The 17,086-nt window shown below is 64.2% G+C and carries 15 protein-coding genes; 5 read left to right on the plus strand and 10 right to left on the minus strand.

The window, feature by feature from the left end; translation table 11 throughout:
• Positions 1-15: 15 nt before the first annotated feature.
• The 4 genes from J2R80_RS29250 to J2R80_RS29265 form a co-directional block, all read right to left on the minus strand.
• On the minus strand, positions 16-1,791 hold the full coding sequence (locus J2R80_RS29250) for an adenylate/guanylate cyclase domain-containing protein (RefSeq protein WP_253590293.1): 1,776 nt from the start codon (positions 1,789-1,791) through the stop codon (positions 16-18).
• 171 nt (positions 1,792-1,962) lie between these two features.
• The gene (gene gyrA / locus J2R80_RS29255; RefSeq protein ID WP_076828593.1) at positions 1,963-4,689 is read right to left on the minus strand and encodes a DNA gyrase subunit A; all 2,727 of its coding nucleotides are present in this window, start codon (positions 4,687-4,689) and stop codon (positions 1,963-1,965) included.
• Positions 4,690-4,913: 224 nt separating this feature from the next.
• Positions 4,914-5,312 carry a DUF2306 domain-containing protein gene (locus J2R80_RS29260; RefSeq protein WP_076828595.1) on the minus strand — a complete coding sequence of 133 codons (399 nt, stop codon included), beginning with the start codon at positions 5,310-5,312 and terminating at the stop codon, positions 4,914-4,916.
• A gap of 259 nt (positions 5,313-5,571) precedes the next feature.
• Entirely contained in the window at positions 5,572-6,066 is a 495-nt protein-coding gene (locus tag J2R80_RS29265; protein WP_057018508.1) for a single-stranded DNA-binding protein, read from the minus strand.
• Positions 6,067-6,514: 448 nt separating this feature from the next.
• Here J2R80_RS29265 and J2R80_RS29270 point away from each other — a divergent pair, with 448 nt between their 5' ends.
• From J2R80_RS29270 to J2R80_RS29285, 4 genes are all read left to right on the plus strand, one after another.
• The gene (locus J2R80_RS29270) at positions 6,515-7,261 is read left to right on the plus strand and encodes an outer membrane protein (protein ID WP_076828596.1); all 747 of its coding nucleotides are present in this window, start codon (positions 6,515-6,517) and stop codon (positions 7,259-7,261) included.
• A gap of 258 nt (positions 7,262-7,519) precedes the next feature.
• On the plus strand, positions 7,520-8,179 hold the full coding sequence (locus J2R80_RS29275; RefSeq protein WP_076828598.1) for an outer membrane protein: 660 nt from the start codon (positions 7,520-7,522) through the stop codon (positions 8,177-8,179).
• Between the two features lie 368 nt (positions 8,180-8,547).
• A complete protein-coding gene (gene uvrA / locus J2R80_RS29280; RefSeq protein WP_253639847.1) occupies positions 8,548-11,535 on the plus strand; it encodes an excinuclease ABC subunit UvrA in 2,988 nt (995 codons plus the stop codon).
• 9 nt (positions 11,536-11,544) lie between these two features.
• Positions 11,545-11,958, plus strand: coding sequence for a barstar family protein (locus tag J2R80_RS29285; protein WP_076828602.1), 414 nt, complete (start codon positions 11,545-11,547; stop codon positions 11,956-11,958).
• Between the two features lie 75 nt (positions 11,959-12,033).
• On the opposite strand, the gene J2R80_RS29290 is transcribed toward J2R80_RS29285, so the two are convergent.
• From J2R80_RS29290 to J2R80_RS29310, 5 genes are all read right to left on the minus strand, one after another.
• On the minus strand, positions 12,034-12,402 hold the full coding sequence (locus J2R80_RS29290; RefSeq protein ID WP_076828604.1) for a glyoxalase/bleomycin resistance/extradiol dioxygenase family protein: 369 nt from the start codon (positions 12,400-12,402) through the stop codon (positions 12,034-12,036).
• Positions 12,403-12,520: 118 nt separating this feature from the next.
• Positions 12,521-12,853, minus strand: a complete 333-nt coding sequence (locus J2R80_RS29295; protein ID WP_076828606.1) for a PRC-barrel domain-containing protein — start codon at positions 12,851-12,853, stop codon at positions 12,521-12,523.
• Between the two features lie 261 nt (positions 12,854-13,114).
• Complete coding sequence (locus tag J2R80_RS29300; RefSeq protein WP_253590294.1) at positions 13,115-14,053, minus strand: cytochrome D1 domain-containing protein; 939 nt, start codon at positions 14,051-14,053, stop codon at positions 13,115-13,117.
• A gap of 2 nt (positions 14,054-14,055) precedes the next feature.
• On the minus strand, positions 14,056-14,595 hold the full coding sequence (locus J2R80_RS29305; RefSeq protein ID WP_076828610.1) for an SRPBCC family protein: 540 nt from the start codon (positions 14,593-14,595) through the stop codon (positions 14,056-14,058).
• Between the two features lie 158 nt (positions 14,596-14,753).
• Entirely contained in the window at positions 14,754-15,518 is a 765-nt protein-coding gene (locus tag J2R80_RS29310) for an AAA family ATPase (protein ID WP_057018516.1), read from the minus strand.
• An 81-nt stretch (positions 15,519-15,599) separates the two neighbouring features.
• On the opposite strand from J2R80_RS29310, the gene J2R80_RS29315 reads away from it, so the two are divergent.
• Positions 15,600-15,923 carry a hypothetical protein gene (locus J2R80_RS29315; protein ID WP_057018517.1) on the plus strand — a complete coding sequence of 108 codons (324 nt, stop codon included), beginning with the start codon at positions 15,600-15,602 and terminating at the stop codon, positions 15,921-15,923.
• Positions 15,924-16,210: 287 nt separating this feature from the next.
• On the opposite strand, the gene J2R80_RS29320 is transcribed toward J2R80_RS29315, so the two are convergent.
• Positions 16,211-17,086, minus strand: coding sequence for a DNA-binding protein (locus J2R80_RS29320; RefSeq protein WP_253590296.1), 876 nt, complete (start codon positions 17,084-17,086; stop codon positions 16,211-16,213).

The following is a 17,086-nucleotide window of genomic DNA, read 5'->3' on the forward strand; positions in this document are numbered from 1 at the left end:
GCCCGCGGGCACAATTCATTCGGGCAATCCCGCCTTCCGAAGCCCCTCGATCAACAGCTGCGCGTTTGGGTACCCGCCCCTGGCGATCATTGCGGAAATTGTAAAGGCGGGATCGAGCTGAAGCAGGAGCGCCGCCGCCTCGCGCGCCTCCGCGTCGCGTCCGAGATGAGCGAACGCGGACGCGAGACAACGGTAGGCCAGCGAATAGGAGGCATTCTGGCGCCGGCATTTATTCGCTGCGGCAATGGCCTCGTCAAAGCGGCGAAGCTCGATGAAGGCCATCCCCATCCCAACAAACGTGATGGGTAGCCGCGGGTCTAACGGGCTCAGGCGGATGGCGCGTTCAAAACTCCGGACCGCTTCATCGGGAAGCCCGGCAACTCTGTAGACGCTGCCTCTGGCGGTCCATGCGCGATATGAATTCGGATTGAGAGCGACCGCCCGGTCGGCCAATTCGATCTCACTCTCACAATCGCCGACCATGTACGCCGAGGTGAGGGAAACCCAGGCTAATGTTTCCGCATCACCATCGTCGATGCTCAATGCCAGGCGAAGCAGCCGGACCGCTTCCTTGCGGTCAAATTGAGGATCGACGGCATGCCCCCAAAGGATGTTCTGCATGTGAGCGAGACCTGCCAGAGCGGCGACAAAGCCGAACCGGGGATCAAGCTCCAAAGCACGATGCGCCAGCCTGATCGCCTCGGCCAACCCGTCGGCGGTCATCAGGTAATGCTGCTGCATGGCGCGGAGATAGAAATCATAGGCGGTGAGGTTCTCTGGTCGCCGTGCCGACAGGCCGATTTCGATCTGCAGCAATTTTGGTTGAATGGCCGAGACGACGGCGACGGTCACCTCGTCCTGGAGAGCGAATATGTCCGTCAGGTCACGCTCGAACCTGTCTGCCCAGATGTGCGTTCCGGTAACCGCATCGATCAACTGCCCGGTGATGCGAACCTTCCCCGCGGCCTTGCGCACAGACCCCTCAAGGACATAGCGGACGCCGAGCCTGCGGCCGACCTCCTTGATATCGACCGCCCGGCCCTTGAAGGTAAAACTCGAATTTCGGGCGATCACGAACAGCCATTTGAAGCGCGACAGCGCCGTGATGATTTCCTCGACCATTCCGTCCGCGAAGTATTCCTGCTCGGGGTCGCCGCTCATATTCTCGAACGGCAGCACGGCGATCGACGGCTTGTCAGGGAGCGCCAGAGCTTGCGCGCTGTCGACCGGCGGCTCGATCGGGGCGCTAGCGGGATGGCCCGCGTTTATCCTCAATCGCCACGCGCGCATCGGCTCAGCAATGTTCTTCAGGTTCTGCGAGCCCATGTCCTCGAACACGGCATCGACCTTGCCGCGGATTTGACGTTGCGCATCGTCCGAGATGCAGATCCCGCCGGGCTCCGCGATCCCTTCAAGGCGGGCGGCGATATTGACGCCGTCTCCAAAGATATCGTTTTCATCGACGATGATGTCGCCGACGTGGATGCCAATGCGGAATTCGATCCGCTTAAGTTGCGGCACCGTGGCATTTCGCTCGGCCATTCCGCGCTGGACCTCAATGGCGCAACGCACCGCATCCACGACACTGCCGAACTCGGCGAGCATGCCGTCGCCCGTGTGCTTGACGACCTTGCCACGGTGTTCGCTGATCTTGGGATCAGCGAGTCCACGCAGACACTCCCTCAGCCGGACGTGTGTCCCTTCCTCGTCCAGGCCGGTCAGCCGACTATATCCGGCCACGTCAGCCGCCAGGATAGCTGCAAGCCGCCGCTCAACGCGATGATCGGTCACAACGGCCTCCCGAAATCGGTAGATCCGCCGGCCCCCATCAAAGCATAGGGCGTTGCCCTTGGGCTAGGGGCGTACGGCAGGCCGCCGGATTTTGCGGAGCCTGTCAACGGGGCGCGCCTGTTGCGCGCCCGTTGGCTGCGTTCGGGCTGGGGGTTCTCCGAAGCGGCGGCGCTAGCCGCCGTTGCCGTTCTCGCCGTTTTCCTCTTCAGGAATGTGCTCGACCGAGACCACGTGCTCGTCCTCGGCGGTGTCGAACACGATCACGCCCTGGGTCGAGCGGCCGGCGACGCGGATATCGGCCACCGGGCAGCGGATCAGCTGACCCTTGTCGGTGACCAGCATGATCTGGTCGGCGTCCTCGACCGGGAACGACGCCACCAAATTGCCGTTACGGTTGTTGACGCTCATCGCGACGATGCCTTTGCCGCCGCGGCCGGTGGTGCGGTACTCGTAGGACGAGGTCCGCTTGCCATAGCCGTTGACGGAGACGGTCAGCACCACCTGCTCGGCCGCCGACAGTTCGGCATAGCGCTCCTGCGACAGCTGGATCGCATTCGCGGTCTCCTCGCCCTCGGCCTCGACCGGCTCCTCGGTCGCGGCCTCGCCGGCCACGGCGCGGCGCATCTTCAAATAGGCCGAGCGCTCGTCCGAGGTGGTCTCGACATGGCGCAGGATCGCCAGCGAGATCAGCTTGTCGGCCTCGGGCAGCGCAATGCCGCGCACGCCCATCGAGGTGCGGCCGGTGAAGACGCGCACATCGGTGACCGGGAAACGGATGCACTGGCCGCCGGCGGCGGTCAGCAGCACGTCGTCATGCTCGGTGCAGATCTGGACGTCGACGATCGCCTCGCCTTCCCCGAGCTTCATGGCGATGATGCCGGAACGGCGCACGTCGACGAAGTCGGACAGCTTGTTGCGGCGAACGGTGCCGCCGGTCGTCGCGAACATCACGTCGAGATTGGCCCAGGAGGATTCATCCTCCGGCAGCGGCATGATCGTCGTGATGCGTTCGCCCTGCTCCAGCGGCAGGATGTTGATCAGCGCCTTGCCGCGCGCGTTCGGCGCGGCCATCGGCAGCCGCCAGACCTTCTCCTTGTAGACCTGGCCGCGCGACGAGAAGAACAGCACCGGCGTGTGCGTGGAGGCCACGAACAGGCGCGAGACGAAATCCTCGTCGCGGGTCTGCATGCCGGCGCGGCCCTTGCCGCCGCGGCGCTGCGCCCGGTAGGTCGACAGCGGCACGCGCTTGACGTAGCCCGCATGCGACACAGTGACGACCATATCCTCGCGCTGGATCAGGTCCTCGTCCTCGACCTCGCCTTCCTGCTCGATGATTACGGTCTTGCGCGGGGTGGCGAACTGCTGCTTCACCTCGGCCAGTTCGGTCTTGACGATGCCCTGCACGCGGGCGCGCGAGCGCAGGATGTCGAGATAGTCGGCGATCTCGGCCGCGAGCTTGTCGAGCTCTTCGGAAATCTCGTCGCGGCCCAGCGCGGTCAAGCGCTGCAGGCGAAGGTCGAGGATGGCCCTGGCCTGCTCCATCGACAGCCGCAGCGTGCCGTCCTCGTTGATGCGATGCCGGGGATCGTCGATCAGCGTGATCATCGCCTCGACGTCGCGTGCCGGCCAGTCGCGTGACATCAGGGCCTCGCGCGCGGTGTTCGGATCGGGCGAGGTCCGGATCACGCGGATGATCTCATCGATGTTGGCGACCGCGATCGCGAGGCCGACCAGGATGTGGGCGCGGTCGCGCGCCTTGCCGAGCAGGAACTTGGTCCGCCGGGTCACCACCTGCTCGCGGAACGCGACGAAGATGGTGAGCAGGTCCTTCAGATTCATCGTCTGCGGACGGCCGGAATCCAGCGCCAGCATGTTGGCCGGGAAATTGGTCTGCAGCGGTGTGAATCGGTAGAGCTGGTTCAGCACCACGTCGGGCACCGCTTCGCGCTTCAGCTCGATGACGACGCGATAGCCGTCACGATCGGACTCGTCGCGCAGGTCCCCGATGCCCTCGATCTTCTTCTCTTTGACGAGATCGGCGATACGCTCGACCATCGTCGCCTTGTTCACCTGATAGGGAATCTCGGTGATGATGATCGCTTCGCGATCCTTGCGGATGGTGTCGATCGTCACCTTGCCGCGCATCACGATCGAGCCGCGGCCGAGGTGGTAGGCGCTGCGAATGCCCTGACGGCCGAGGATGACGCCGCCGGTCGGGAAGTCCGGTCCGGGAATGATGTCGATCAGTTCGTCGATCGTGAGCGCCGGATTGTCGATCAGCGCCACGCAGGCATCGACGACCTCACCGAGATTGTGCGGCGGGATATTGGTCGCCATGCCGACGGCGATGCCGCCGGCGCCATTGACCAGAAGGTTCGGGAACCGGGCCGGCAGAACCGACGGCTCTTTCTCGGAGTTGTCGTAGTTCGGCTGGAAATCGACCGTTTCCATGTCGATGTCGGCCAGCACGGCGAGCGCCGCCCGGGTCAGCCGCGCTTCGGTATATCGATAGGCGGCCGGCGGATCGCCGTCGACCGAACCGAAATTGCCCTGGCCGTCGATCAGCGGCACGCGCAGTGAGAAATCCTGCGCCATGCGGACCATCGCGTCGTAAATCGACTGGTCGCCATGCGGGTGATATTTACCGATCACGTCGCCGACGACGCGGGCGGATTTGACGTATTTCTTGTCCGGCGTATGTCCCTGCTCATGCATCGAATAGAGGATGCGCCGGTGCACCGGCTTGAGCCCGTCGCGCGCATCTGGCAGCGCACGCGACACGATCACGCTCATCGCGTAATCGAGATAGGACTTCTTCATCTCGTCGAGGATGGAAACGGGACGAATATCTGAGGGTCCCGGCGGCTCGCCGGGCTTGTGGTCGTCGTTATCGGACAAAGGGGAAATCCGGTCGGTTCTACTGGGGAATCATATAGCCCATCCGAGGCCTGATAACCACCCTTGCGCGGCTCCGGCAAGCCGTTTTTCCGTTCGTTTTTTCATGCACTTACGGGGGGAGCGCCAAGGTTCCCACGGCTTGGTCGGGAAGCGCGTGGCGAATGGCGAACAGCAATGGAAAAATCCCCTATCCGCCACCCGCCATTCGCTACTTGTCTCTCCCGTCAGTGGCCGAAGACCACCGCGTGCATGATCCGCCCGGGGATGAAGGTGAACAGTCCGGCGATGAGCAGTGCGCCAAAGAAGATGCCGATCATCGTGAACCTGTGGCGGCGGACATTGTGGCTCCGTGCGGCCGTGACGCCGAGCGCCAGCATGGCGAGCGAGAAGATCGACAGCAGGTGGATCGGGCTCCAGGGACCGACCAGCTGGATCTGATGGATCCAGAACGAGCTTCCCGCGACCACCAGCATCAGGATCACCCAGATCCAGCCCAGGGTCCGGTGCGGCAGCGTGCCCTTGGGGGCGGCCAGCTGGATGGAGCCGAGCACGAAGGCGGCCATTGCGGCAAAGGCGTGGAGCGGGACCGCAGGCGCGGTGTCGAGCAATGGCGCGAGGCTCATGATGGCCGGCCCTCGGGTGAAGCTCGCGGCCAAGCATCAAATGCCGCAGCCCAATGTAAATATCATTTACATTAGGCTGTGTCAAAGTCCAGGGAACCCGCATCCCCTTACGTCGAACCACCGACGTTCCGACAGAGAGTTACCGAGTTATCCTCATATTCCACACGAGGAAATTGCTGGTGCCGATCGCAACGACCGTTCCGGGAAATGATCTTCACGGAACGGCGCCTGACGGAATCGACGGAAGCGCGACCGCTGCTCAGAACGGGATGTCGTCGTCCATGTCGCTGTTGCGGCTGCTGCCACCACCCGCGGCGACGGCGCGGCGCGGCGCCGAGCTGACCGGTCCGGCCGAACCGAAATCGCTGCCGCCATCATCGGAGAAGCTGCTGCCCCCACCGCCACGCCCGTCGAGCATGGTGAGGTTGGAGTTGAAGCCCTGCAGCACGACTTCGGTCGAGTACTTCTCGACGCCGCTCTGGTCGGTCCATTTGCGGGTCTGCAACTGCCCCTCGATGTACACCTTGGCGCCCTTCTTCAGATACTGCTCGGCGACCTTGCAGAGGCCCTCGTTGAAGATCACGACGCGGTGCCACTCGGTCTTTTCCTTGCGCTCGCCGGTGCCCTTGTCGCGCCAGGTTTCCGAGGTGGCGATGGAAAGGTTTGCGATCGGACGGCCGTCCTGCGTCCGCCGGATTTCCGGATCCTTGCCGAGGTTTCCCACCAGGATCACCTTGTTCACGCTTCCTGCCATCGCATCATCTCCACTCAAAAACCGGGCGTCCGGACATTCGGCCGCCACTCTCAACCTTCGCCACTTACGCCGCAGGCGTCGTGGATGACCCTATACGCCGGTGCCGGCTCGTCGCCTTTGCCGTCTCGCGGTTATCCACGGATATCGGGATATAGCACCGGATCCGGCATCGTTCCAGTTTTGTTCGCCACAACCATCCGTAGAAGCGGCGAGTGCCGTCAGAGCGGCAGTCGATCTCGGTGCAGGCCGACGCTCGGCAGCAAGATTTAGAAAAACAACAAACAAATCAGCAGCTTGCCTTATCGATACTTCTCCCGCGAGTGTTGCATTTGGGAGACTGCGTTTGCGGTTGAATCAGCGTATAGCTCCAACCATGGCGCGGGCGCTCGCGTCTGGGATCGTGCTTCGGGACCGTTTGGAAGCCGATCGGGGTGCTGGGGGATTGATAATGAAGAAGTTTTTGCTCGGTACGGTTGCTCTGATTGCGTTTGCTGCGCCTGCCGCGGCTGCCGATCTCGCTGCGCGCCCGTACACCAAGGCGCCGCCGCCCGTGGTTGCCCCGATCTATGACTGGACCGGCTTCTACATCGGCGCCAACGGCGGCTGGGGCTCGAGCCACAATTGCTGGGACCAGCTCCCGGCCGGCATCTTCCTCGCATCAGATGGTTGCCATGATGCAACCGGCGGCGTCGCCGGTGGCCAGATCGGTTATCGCTGGCAGGCTGGCGCTTGGGTGTTCGGCCTCGAAGCGCAGGGCGACTGGGCTGACCTGAAGGGCAGCAACAACAGCGCGATCTTCCCGGGCCTGTTCACCAACCAGTCCAAGATCGACGCGTTCGGCCTGTTCACCGGCCAGATCGGTTACGCCGTCAACAACGTGCTGCTCTACGCCAAGGGCGGCGCGGCGCTGACCGACAACCGCTTCAACACCTACTTCACCCCAACCGGCGTGCTGGTCGGCAGCGCCAGCGACACCCGCTGGGGCGGCACCGTCGGCGCCGGCATCGAAGTCGGCTTCGCGCCGAACTGGACCGCGGGCATCGAATACGACCACCTGTTCATGCAGGACAAGACCTATAACCTGATCGCCCCCAACGGCACGCTGAACAGCACCATCCGCGATCGCCAGGACGTCGACCTCGTTACCGTCCGCGTGAACTACAAGTGGGGTGGTCCGGTCGTCGCGCGCTATTGATCGCGCCAGGCCGATTGATCCAGACGAAAGGCCGGCCTCGCGCCGGCCTTTTTGTTTGCGCGCCTGTTTGTGCGCCGGCTTTTTCGTTGCGTGTGCACGCGCACCTCACCGGGGCCGTTTTCGGTGCGTTGTGGTTTCGCGGATACACACGTTCCGGCATTTCTCTGTAGAAGCACCAGCACGTCACGCGACACTGCTGTGACGCTCTCTTCAAGATATCTGAAGGGACAACAAGAAAATGGGACTGGGACTTTGAAAATGAGGACTGTTTTGCTGGCCTCGGCCGGCATGTTTGCACTGAGCGCTTTTGCACCGGCAATGGCCGCCGACATGGCGGCACGCGCGCCTTACGTGAAGGCTCCGCCGCCGGCCGCGATCTACAACTGGACCGGCTTCTACGTCGGTGGCTTCGGCGGCTACGCCAGCGAGAACTCCGGCACCCCGAGCATGGAAGGCGGCTTCGGCGGCGGCACCATCGGCTACAACTGGCAAGCCGGCAACATCGTGTACGGCCTCGAGGTCGACGCCGCAGGCGCTGACATCGACGCATCGGTCTCCGCGCTCGGCGTCACCGCCCGCAGCAAGATCGACTCGCTCGGCACCGTGCGCGGCCGCCTCGGCTTCGCCGTCGACAAGGTGCTGTTCTATGGCACCGGCGGTTACGCCTGGGCTAACAACGAGGTCAGCGTCACCGCGCTCGGCGTGACCGCCTCGCAGAGCAACTTTCACTCCGGCTGGACCGTCGGCGCCGGCGTCGAGGCGTTCATCGCGCCGCAGTGGTCGATCAAGGGCGAATACCTGTATCGCAGCCTCGACAGCGAGAACTATTTCGGCGTGCCGTCCGGTACGCTCGAGCTGCACAGCGCCCAGTTCGGCGTCAACTATCACTTCGGCGGCCCGATCGTCGCCAAGTACTAAGCCTGAGCGAATTGCCTGACCGCCATCGGCGGTCAGATCGCACTGAAAGGCCGGCCTAGCGCCGGCCTTTTTGCGTAAGCGCGTTTTCGAGCGAAGTGAATTGCGGTTCGCGTCAGGAAAACGCGTCACAGCAGGAATCCAGAGCTCCCGTTCCGATCCCATCGAAGCGCGAAAAGGCTCTAGCGGAACCGGCGCTGCTGACGGCTGCTGCCATCAGGCAAACTATCCGTTGATGGACGCGACTCAGCACTGGAAATTGTCCACCGTTCTTCCTACGTTCCAGTCTTCACACCCCATCGGCGCAAGGTCCCGGCATCACCGGCGATGCGCGCCCAAAAGGCGCCAAGCATGCGCCCGGAACTGTCGCTATGGATGAAGTGCTCAAGGCGAAGCGCCAACAGAACGCCGGCTCCTCATCGCGCGCCATCACGATCCGTGGCGCGCGCGAACACAATCTGAAGAACATCGACGTCGAGATTCCCCGCGACAAGCTCGTGGTGTTCACCGGCCTGTCCGGCTCCGGCAAATCGTCGCTCGCGTTCGACACCATCTATGCCGAGGGCCAGCGCCGCTACGTCGAATCGCTGTCGGCCTATGCGCGCCAGTTCCTCGAGATGATGCAGAAGCCGGATGTCGACCAGATCGACGGCCTGTCGCCGGCGATCTCGATCGAGCAGAAGACCACGTCGAAGAACCCGCGCTCCACCGTCGGCACCGTCACCGAGATCTACGACTACATGCGCCTGCTCTGGGCGCGCGTCGGCGTGCCCTATTCGCCGGCCACCGGCCTGCCGATCGAGAGCCAGATCGTCTCGCAGATGGTCGATCGCGTGCTGGCGCTGCCGGAAGGCACCCGCCTCTATCTGCTGGGGCCGGTCGTGCGCGGCCGCAAGGGCGAGTACAAGAAGGAGCTTGCCGAGTATCTCAAGAAGGGCTTTCAGCGCGTCAAGATCGACGGCACCTTTTACGAACTGTCCGAGGCGCCGGCGCTCGACAAGAAATTCCCGCACGACATCGACGTCGTGGTCGACCGCATCGTGGTGCGTCCCGACCTCGCCCAGCGCCTCGCGGAAAGCTTTGAGACCGCGCTGAAGCTCGCCGAGGGCCTCGCCGTGATTGAATATGCCGACGCGCCGGCGGCGGCCGCCCAGGACGACAAGAAAGAGGACAAGAAGAAAACCGCCAAAATCCACGACAAGAGCGGGCCCGAGCGCATCCTGTTCTCGGAGAAGTTCGCCTGCCCGGTCTCCGGGTTCACGATCCCCGAGATCGAGCCGCGCCTGTTCTCGTTCAACAACCCCTATGGCGCCTGTCCGGCCTGCGGCGGCCTCGGCGTCGAGCAGCATATCGACGAGGACCTGGTCATCCCCGACAAGGAGCTGACCTTGCGCAAGGGCGCGATCGCGCCCTGGGCGAAATCATCCTCGCCCTACTACATCCAGACCCTGACCGCGCTCGGCAAGCACTACAAGTTCACGCTCGACACCAAGTGGAAGGACCTCACCAAGAAGGTCCAGAACGCGCTGCTGCACGGCTCCGGCGACGACGAGATCAAGTTCTCCTATGAGGACGGCGTCCGCTCCTACGACACCAAGAAGCCGTTCGAGGGCGTCATCACCAACATCAACCGCCGCTACCGCGAGACCGAGAGCGAGTGGGCGCGCGAGGAACTCGGCAAGTATTTCTCCGACGTGCCCTGCGAAGGCTGCAACGGCCACCGCCTGAAGCCGGAGGCGCTGTGCGTCAAGATCGGCGGCAAGCACATCGGCGAGATCTCCGAGCTCTCGGTCAAGCGCGCCGGCGAATGGTTCGAGACGGTGCCGGAGGCGCTGAACGCGCAGCAGAACGAGATCGCAACGCGCATCCTGAAAGAGATCCGCGAGCGCCTGACCTTCCTGCTCGACGTCGGCCTGAACTACCTGACGCTGTCGCGCTCCTCCGGCACGCTGTCCGGCGGCGAGAGCCAGCGCATCCGCCTCGCCTCGCAGATCGGCTCGGGCCTCACCGGCGTGCTCTACGTGCTGGACGAGCCGTCGATCGGCCTGCACCAGCGCGACAATGCCCGCCTGCTCGACACGCTGAAGCGGCTGCGCGACCTCGGCAACACCGTGGTCGTGGTCGAGCATGACGAGGATGCCATCCGCCTCGCCGATTACGTGCTCGACATCGGGCCCGGCGCCGGCATGCATGGCGGCCACATCGTCGCCGAAGGCACGCCCGACCAGATCATGCGCAACCCGAAATCGCTGACCGGCAAGTACCTCACCGGCGAGCTTTCGGTGCCCGTGCCCGACCGGCGGCCGCCGAACCATCGGCGCACCATCAAGGTCGTCAACGCCCGCGGCAATAACCTCAAGAACGTCTCGGCCGAGATCCCGCTCGGCCTGTTCACCTGCGTCACCGGCGTCTCCGGCGGCGGCAAATCGACGCTACTGATCGACACGCTCTACAAGTCGATCGCGCGCAAGCTGAACAACGCCAGCGAGGGCGCCGCGCCACACGACCGCATCGAGGGCCTCGAGCACATCGACAAGATCATCGACATCGACCAGTCGCCGATCGGCCGCACGCCACGTTCGAACCCCGCGACCTATACCGGCGCGTTCACGCCGATCCGCGAATGGTTCGCCGGTCTGCCCGAGGCGAAGGCGCGCGGCTACGAGCCCGGGCGCTTCTCCTTCAACGTCAAGGGCGGCCGCTGCGAGGCCTGCCAGGGCGACGGCGTCATCAAGATCGAGATGCACTTCCTGCCCGACGTCTACGTCACCTGCGACACCTGCAAGGGCAAGCGCTACAACCGCGAGACCCTCGAGGTGCTGTTCAAGGGCAAGAGCATCGCCGACGTGCTCGACATGACCGTCGAGGAAGCCGCCGAGTTCTTCAAGGCGGTGCCGCGCGTGCGCGAGACCTTCCAGACCCTGCACCGCGTCGGCCTCGACTACATCCATGTCGGCCAGCAGGCGACGACGCTGTCGGGCGGCGAAGCCCAGCGCGTCAAGCTGGCGAAGGAGCTGTCAAAGCGCGCCACCGGCCGCACGCTCTACATCCTGGACGAGCCGACCACCGGCCTGCACTTCCACGATGTCGCAAAACTGCTCGAGGTGCTGCACGAGCTGGTCGCCCAGGGCAACACGGTGGTGGTGATCGAGCACAATCTCGAAGTCATCAAGACCGCCGACTGGGTCATCGACCTCGGCCCCGAAGGCGGCGACGGCGGTGGCGAAATCGTCGCCTGGGGCCCGCCCGAAGACATCGTCAAGGCCCCGCGCAGCTACACCGGCAAGTTTCTGGCGCCGGTGCTGAAGAAGGCGAACAGCAAGCCGAGGAAGAGCTCGGCGAGCGAGGCGGCGGAGTAGCGTTGGCAGATGAGCGAGCTGCAAACATTGTTCGCTTTCGGAAAAGACAGCGTACCCCATACCACAGCGGCGCGCGCCGATATCCCCGGAAACGTTGCGGACAAGGCAGCGCTCTTGGCGACGCTCGCCAGGCAACTGGGATTTCCCAATTACTTCGGAAACAATTGGGATGCGTTCGAGGAATGTATTCGCGATCTCTCGTGGTTACCGCACGGTCCCGTGCTTGTGGTGCACGCCGACGTGCCCTTGGTTGGCGATCCGGCGAGTGCGATGACTTACGTCGCAATACTGAATGACGCTGCTAACAAAATGGCGCGATCGGAGGGCCGTCCACTCTTGGTCGCATTTCCTCCCCAGCATCGTGACCGAGTCATGTGGCTTCTTCGAGCAGACGAAGCCCGCAGCAATCGTAGGGCGGATTAGCGAAGCGTAGTCCGCCGACCTAGTGCCACAAGAGCGGCGGGTTCCGCCTGCGGCTAACCCGCACTACGGCCGGTCTCAGTTCCCTCGGTAAGTGGCTATCTGCCAGACGTTTGCCCAGGCATCCCGGACCGTCGCTCGTCTCTCGCCATAAGGCGTATCCGCGGGGGTCTCGATCGATTCAGCGCCTGCCGCGATCGCACGACGATAGGTCTCGTCTGCGTCCGGAACATAGACGTAGAGAAAGGCCGGCATGGCCTCGCGGACGCCTCCGCCGTCGCTGATCAGGATGATCGAGTCTCCGATCCGGATTTCCGTTGGCGCGCCGGAGCGAACTTCGCCCTGCGCGTCGAAAGCGTCTCGAAGGAATCTGGCCAAGCCGGTGAGGTCGCTCGTGACAATTCGCGGTATGACGGAGGGCCAGCCGGCGGGCTTGAACTGGGTCATGTGCCTGACTTAGTAGCCCGCATGAGCGGAGCGATATGCGGGGTCTATCAGCCGAACAAGTTGACCGCTCCCGCATGTCGCTTCGCTCATGCGGGCTACGGCAGACCTCAACTGCGCACTACACTGCCCAATAATTCGGGTGCGTGTAGGATCGCGAGCGGTCGCCCCAATCGAATTCGTCGCCGTCGAATTCGCACGGCCCGGTGCGCAGGTCCTCCAGCGTCACCCCGGCCTCGAAGGCCTGCCGCACGGGATCGAAGTGCAGCGCGGCCCATCTGACGGGATAGTGGTGGTGGGTACTCAGCACGCCGCCGGTCTTGATGATGGCGTAGGCCACCATTCCGCTCACCTTGTCGAGCATCAACCGCTCGATCGAACCGAGCTTTGCGCCGTCGCGCCCGTAGACGCAGACATGTTCGACCCGGTCACTGGGCACCAAGGTATGATGCATGGCATCCTCCCTGTGTTCCGCTTATTTGCCCGATAATATATGCCTGCCGCGCTGGTGAGCCAATGGGCGCGGCTCGGCGACAGGCCGCAGGGGCCGGTTGGCTCTACCCTGCGGCGGCGGACGCTTGCACAATTTCGGAATAATAAAAACGTACCGCTGATTTGCCCGACGCGTCAAGTCGCTTTTCCGAGTCTCGGCGGCAGCCTGCTCCTTTGCATGGGGTTGTTTTCGATATTTTGGGACACCCCACGCACCTTCCCCCTACTCCGTCCGTCTGAGGAACGCCCCGAACGCGCGCGGGCCGTCGCCGACCTTGACCTCGCCTATCACCTTCATCTCGGCGGCGTCGATCATGCTCAGCGTGTTGCTTTCCCAGTTCGCGACCAGGATGCGCTTGCCGTCGGCGGTCGCCTCGATGCCTTCGGGGTAGTCGCCGACCGTGATCCGCTTCACGGGCTGCAACGTCGCGAGGTCGAACACGCTGACCTTGCCGTCATACTGGTCGGTGACGAAGCCGCGGCCCTGCGCCAGCGCCACCGCGTAGGGGCGCAGGCCGACATGCACGCGGCCGATCTCGCGCGCGGTCGCGACGTCGATCACCGAGACGTCGCTGGTGCCGACATTGGCGGTGTAGGCACGCTTGCCATCGGCATCGATGGTGACACCAAACGGCCGACTCCCGACCTTCACGATCCCCCTCCGCTCGCGCGAGGCGGTATCGATGATGGAGACGCTGTCATCGTCGCGATCCGCCGACAGCAGCAGCAGCCCATCCGGTGTCACCGCCAGCCCGGACGGCGATGCACCGACTGCGATACTTGCGACGACACGCCGCTCTCTGGCATCGATCACCCGCACCGCGGCGGCGTACCAGTCGGCGACATAGACCATCGCGCCGTCGGGCGCGACCGCGATGCCGAGCGGCCCGCCGCCGACATCGACCCGGCCCACCACCTTTCGCGCCGACGCGTCGACCACCGTGACCGCCTTGGCATCCGGGCTGGTCACATAGGCGAAGCGGCCGTCATTGCTGACAGCAACGCCGGCGGGCTTGCCGCCGATCGCGATGGTCGCAACCGGCTTCGAGGTCGCGAGATCGACCACGGTGAGGTCGTCGCTGAGCTGGTTGGTGACGAACGCCTCTTCGGCGCGCGCGGCGCCGAGGCTGGCAAGCAGCGCGACGAGCGCAATCGCGCGCACGCTCAGGTCCCGCTCTCGATCTTCTTCTTCAGCGCTTCGAGCCCGGCCTTGTAGAGCCCGCTCACCGCCTTCACCGCGGCCTCGTCGCTCAGCTCCGGCGGCGGGTCGTTGTTGGGAAAGCCGCGATAGAACGCGCCGTTCCATTCCAGCTTCGACTTGCCGTCGGGCGCCGGCGACACCGTCAGCGTCGAGGAATAATTGGTGACCGGCAGCACCTTCACGTCGACCGCCGTGATCCGGTACGAATAGCTCATCATCTCCGGCTCGTATTTGTAGAGCTCCTCGTCGACGGTGGCGCCCGGCCCCAGCGTCAGCCGCCGCGTGGCGCCGATCTCGTTGCCCTTCTCACCCTCGGTCTTGGTGACGCCGGCGAGCCAGCTCATGTCCTGGAAATTGCCGATCACCGCCCACACCTTGGCCTGCGGCGCATCGATCTCGATGGATTCCCGCACCTTCTGGCGGGTCGGCCCATGGGCCCAGGCGGCCCCCAACACGGCCAATGCCGCCACCACCACGAAAGTCCGTGCGATCGTCCGCCTCATCCTTGGTCCTCTCCCGATGTCTGTCGGCCCTGCGCCGCCTGGCGCATTCCGCAGTTTATGATTGGAGGTTCTAGACTAGACCGGCAACCTGCTTCTTGCACCACAGCGAACTCGCACCCGCCGGCTTCCCCGGGAGGCAAGCCTGCCGGGCAGCGGCGTCAGTCCTCGATCGCCGCCTCGACGAACCCCTTGGGGTCGTCGCAGAACTCGCGCATCAGCCGGTAGTGATCGGTGTCCTTCAGGCCCACCGGCTCCAGCGCGTATTTGCTCAGCCGCAGCAGCGTCGCATTCGGATAGGCCATCAGCACCGGCGAATGCGTCGCCATGATCACCTGGCAGTGGCCGGTGCCGTTCATCCGGTGCAACAATTTGAGGAATTCGATCTGCCGCGACGGCGACAGCGCGGATTCCGGCTCGTCGAAGATGAAGATGCCCTGCCGCTGGCAACGCTCGTTGAAGAAGCGCAGGAAGCCCTCGCCGTGGGAATAGGACAGGAAGTTCGGCGGCACGTCTCCGACATCCAGCGCGGCCTCGTCGACGTAGCGCGCCACCGAGAAAAAGCTCTCGGCGCGGAAGAACCAGCCATTCGTGATCTTAGGTAGCCAGCTGGCACGCAGCGCCGACGCAAGCGAGCCGCCCATCTTCTCAACGGCATTGCCGTGGTCGACCGCGCGATAGCCCTTGCCGCCGCCGGCGTCGTCATAGCCGGCCATCACGGCGATGCCTTCGAGCAGCGTCGATTTGCCGGTGCCGTTCTCGCCGACGATGATCGTGATCGCCTTGTCGAAGCTCAGCTCGAAATCGTCGCGCAGCAGCGGCAGTACGAACGGATAGGCATCGCGGTTCGGAATTCGCGCAGGATCGAGCCAGACCCGCTTCAGATACGGCGCAGGCATGTTGATCGGGCGGTTTCGTCTGGCCATGTGCGCGGATCCGGGGAAACAATGGCGGGCGGCCCAGTTTATGATAAGAGCCCGCAACAATCCTAGATGGCCGGATGCCCCATGCCCAGCAAGTCTTACGCACTCTTCCGCAAGGCGATCCTCAACGAACAGCAAGCGGTCTGCATCTATGACGGCCGGCCGCGCGAACTCTGCCCGCACATCATCGGCCACAACAAGAGCGGTGAAGAGGTCGTGCTGGCCTGGCAGTTCGCCGGCTCGAGCTCGGGCCAACTGCCGCAATGGCGCTGCCTGCGGCTCGCTCACGTCACCGACATCAGCCTGCGCAACGGTCCTTGGCACGAGGGCGGATCGCACCGCACCGAGCAGACCTGCGTCAGCGAGATCGATCTCGACATCAACATCGATGTCCGCAAGCGGCGGTGAGCGGCCCATGCGCCCCCTGGTCAAGAGAGGGCGGCGAAGGCGGCAAGCCTCGGACAATTCATGTCGCGAGAATGCGGATATGTGACTCGCAGATAACAAATTAGGTGTCGTCCCGGGCAAGCGAAGCGCGACCCGGGACCCATAACCACCGAAGGTCATTATTGCATAACGCTGGAGCCACAGCTCGCTTCGACAACGAATGTCTGTGGTTATGGGACAGCGGAGGCCGCGGCGCGATATCGGCTCCGGCGAACGCCAGGACGACCGCCGGGAGAAAGCACCCGCCCCTACGGCTGCTCCGCCTCCTCCAGCACTTCCAGCGCCAGCTCCATCGTCATCAGCACCGGATTGTCGCCGCGCACCAGGCGTCCCTCGGCGATGCCGCCGAGATAGTCGACCAGTGCGATGTCGAGTTCGGCATGCAGCCGGCCATCCGCGTCCGGTGCGATCTCGCCCGCGGTCACCGCGAGCTCGGTCGCGAAGGGCACCACGCTGTGGCCTTCGGTGAAGACGGCGCCGATGGTCGAGCCGACGCCGCCATGCAGCCGCGCGCGCAGGATGCCGTGCTGGCGGCAGAAGCCTTCCAGCGCGCAGGCAAAATCCTGGTTCGGCCTCAGCCGCAGCGCGAAGGCATGGCTCGTGGTCCTGGCCCCACGCGGCTCGGCTGCGACCGGACCGAACAGCTTGAAATTGGTTTCGCTGTCCGCCTCGGCCAGGAACGTCGCGCCGTCAATCCCGAACGCGTTCACCTCGAACGGCTCGGCGACAATGGTTTCATCCGGCAGCATGTGGCCGCCATTGAAACGGCCGTCGGCCTCAGTCCACAGGCCGTGGCAATGAAAGAACGGCGCGCCGTCGCGTTCGCCGAAGGTCAGCGCCGCGAGCTTGAGCCGCGTCACGCCGTCGGGACGGAACGTGTCGCTGTAGAACGCAGCGTTGACGCCATCCTTCGACAGCGCCGGCATCACATAGGCGAACGGCCCGAGCGCGCCGCTTTTCGCGCTCAGGACGCCGCTGCAAAAGCCCTCCGCCGCAAAGCCGCGGCGCACGGCTTCGAGCAAGGGAATGCCGGCCTCGAGCACGAATGAAAAGGCGCGGCCGCGCGCGCTGACCCATTGGATGCGCTCTGGATGCGGAGCGCCAGGCTGGGCGATGCTGCGCAT

The organism is Bradyrhizobium sp. USDA 4541 (genome assembly GCF_024171085.1).
Lineage (GTDB): Bacteria > Pseudomonadota > Alphaproteobacteria > Rhizobiales > Xanthobacteraceae > Bradyrhizobium > Bradyrhizobium australafricanum.

Coding starts and splice junctions, on each gene's coding strand:
- J2R80_RS29305 (WP_076828610.1), bottom strand. CDS start 14,595: ATGAGGCGGACGATCGCACGGACTTTCGTGGTGGTGGCGGCATTGGCC.
- J2R80_RS29270 (WP_076828596.1), top strand. CDS start 6,515: ATGAAGAAGTTTTTGCTCGGTACGGTTGCTCTGATTGCGTTTGCTGCG.
- J2R80_RS29275 (WP_076828598.1), top strand. CDS start 7,520: ATGAGGACTGTTTTGCTGGCCTCGGCCGGCATGTTTGCACTGAGCGCT.
- J2R80_RS29265 (WP_057018508.1), bottom strand. CDS start 6,066: ATGGCAGGAAGCGTGAACAAGGTGATCCTGGTGGGAAACCTCGGCAAG.
- J2R80_RS29290 (WP_076828604.1), bottom strand. CDS start 12,402: ATGACCCAGTTCAAGCCCGCCGGCTGGCCCTCCGTCATACCGCGAATT.
- J2R80_RS29310 (WP_057018516.1), bottom strand. CDS start 15,518: ATGGCCAGACGAAACCGCCCGATCAACATGCCTGCGCCGTATCTGAAG.
- J2R80_RS29315 (WP_057018517.1), top strand. CDS start 15,600: ATGCCCAGCAAGTCTTACGCACTCTTCCGCAAGGCGATCCTCAACGAA.
- J2R80_RS29320 (WP_253590296.1), bottom strand. CDS start 17,086: ATGCGCAGCATCGCCCAGCCTGGCGCTCCGCATCCAGAGCGCATCCAA.
- J2R80_RS29285 (WP_076828602.1), top strand. CDS start 11,545: ATGAGCGAGCTGCAAACATTGTTCGCTTTCGGAAAAGACAGCGTACCC.
- J2R80_RS29295 (WP_076828606.1), bottom strand. CDS start 12,853: ATGCATCATACCTTGGTGCCCAGTGACCGGGTCGAACATGTCTGCGTC.
- uvrA (WP_253639847.1), top strand. CDS start 8,548: ATGGATGAAGTGCTCAAGGCGAAGCGCCAACAGAACGCCGGCTCCTCA.
- J2R80_RS29260 (WP_076828595.1), bottom strand. CDS start 5,312: ATGAGCCTCGCGCCATTGCTCGACACCGCGCCTGCGGTCCCGCTCCAC.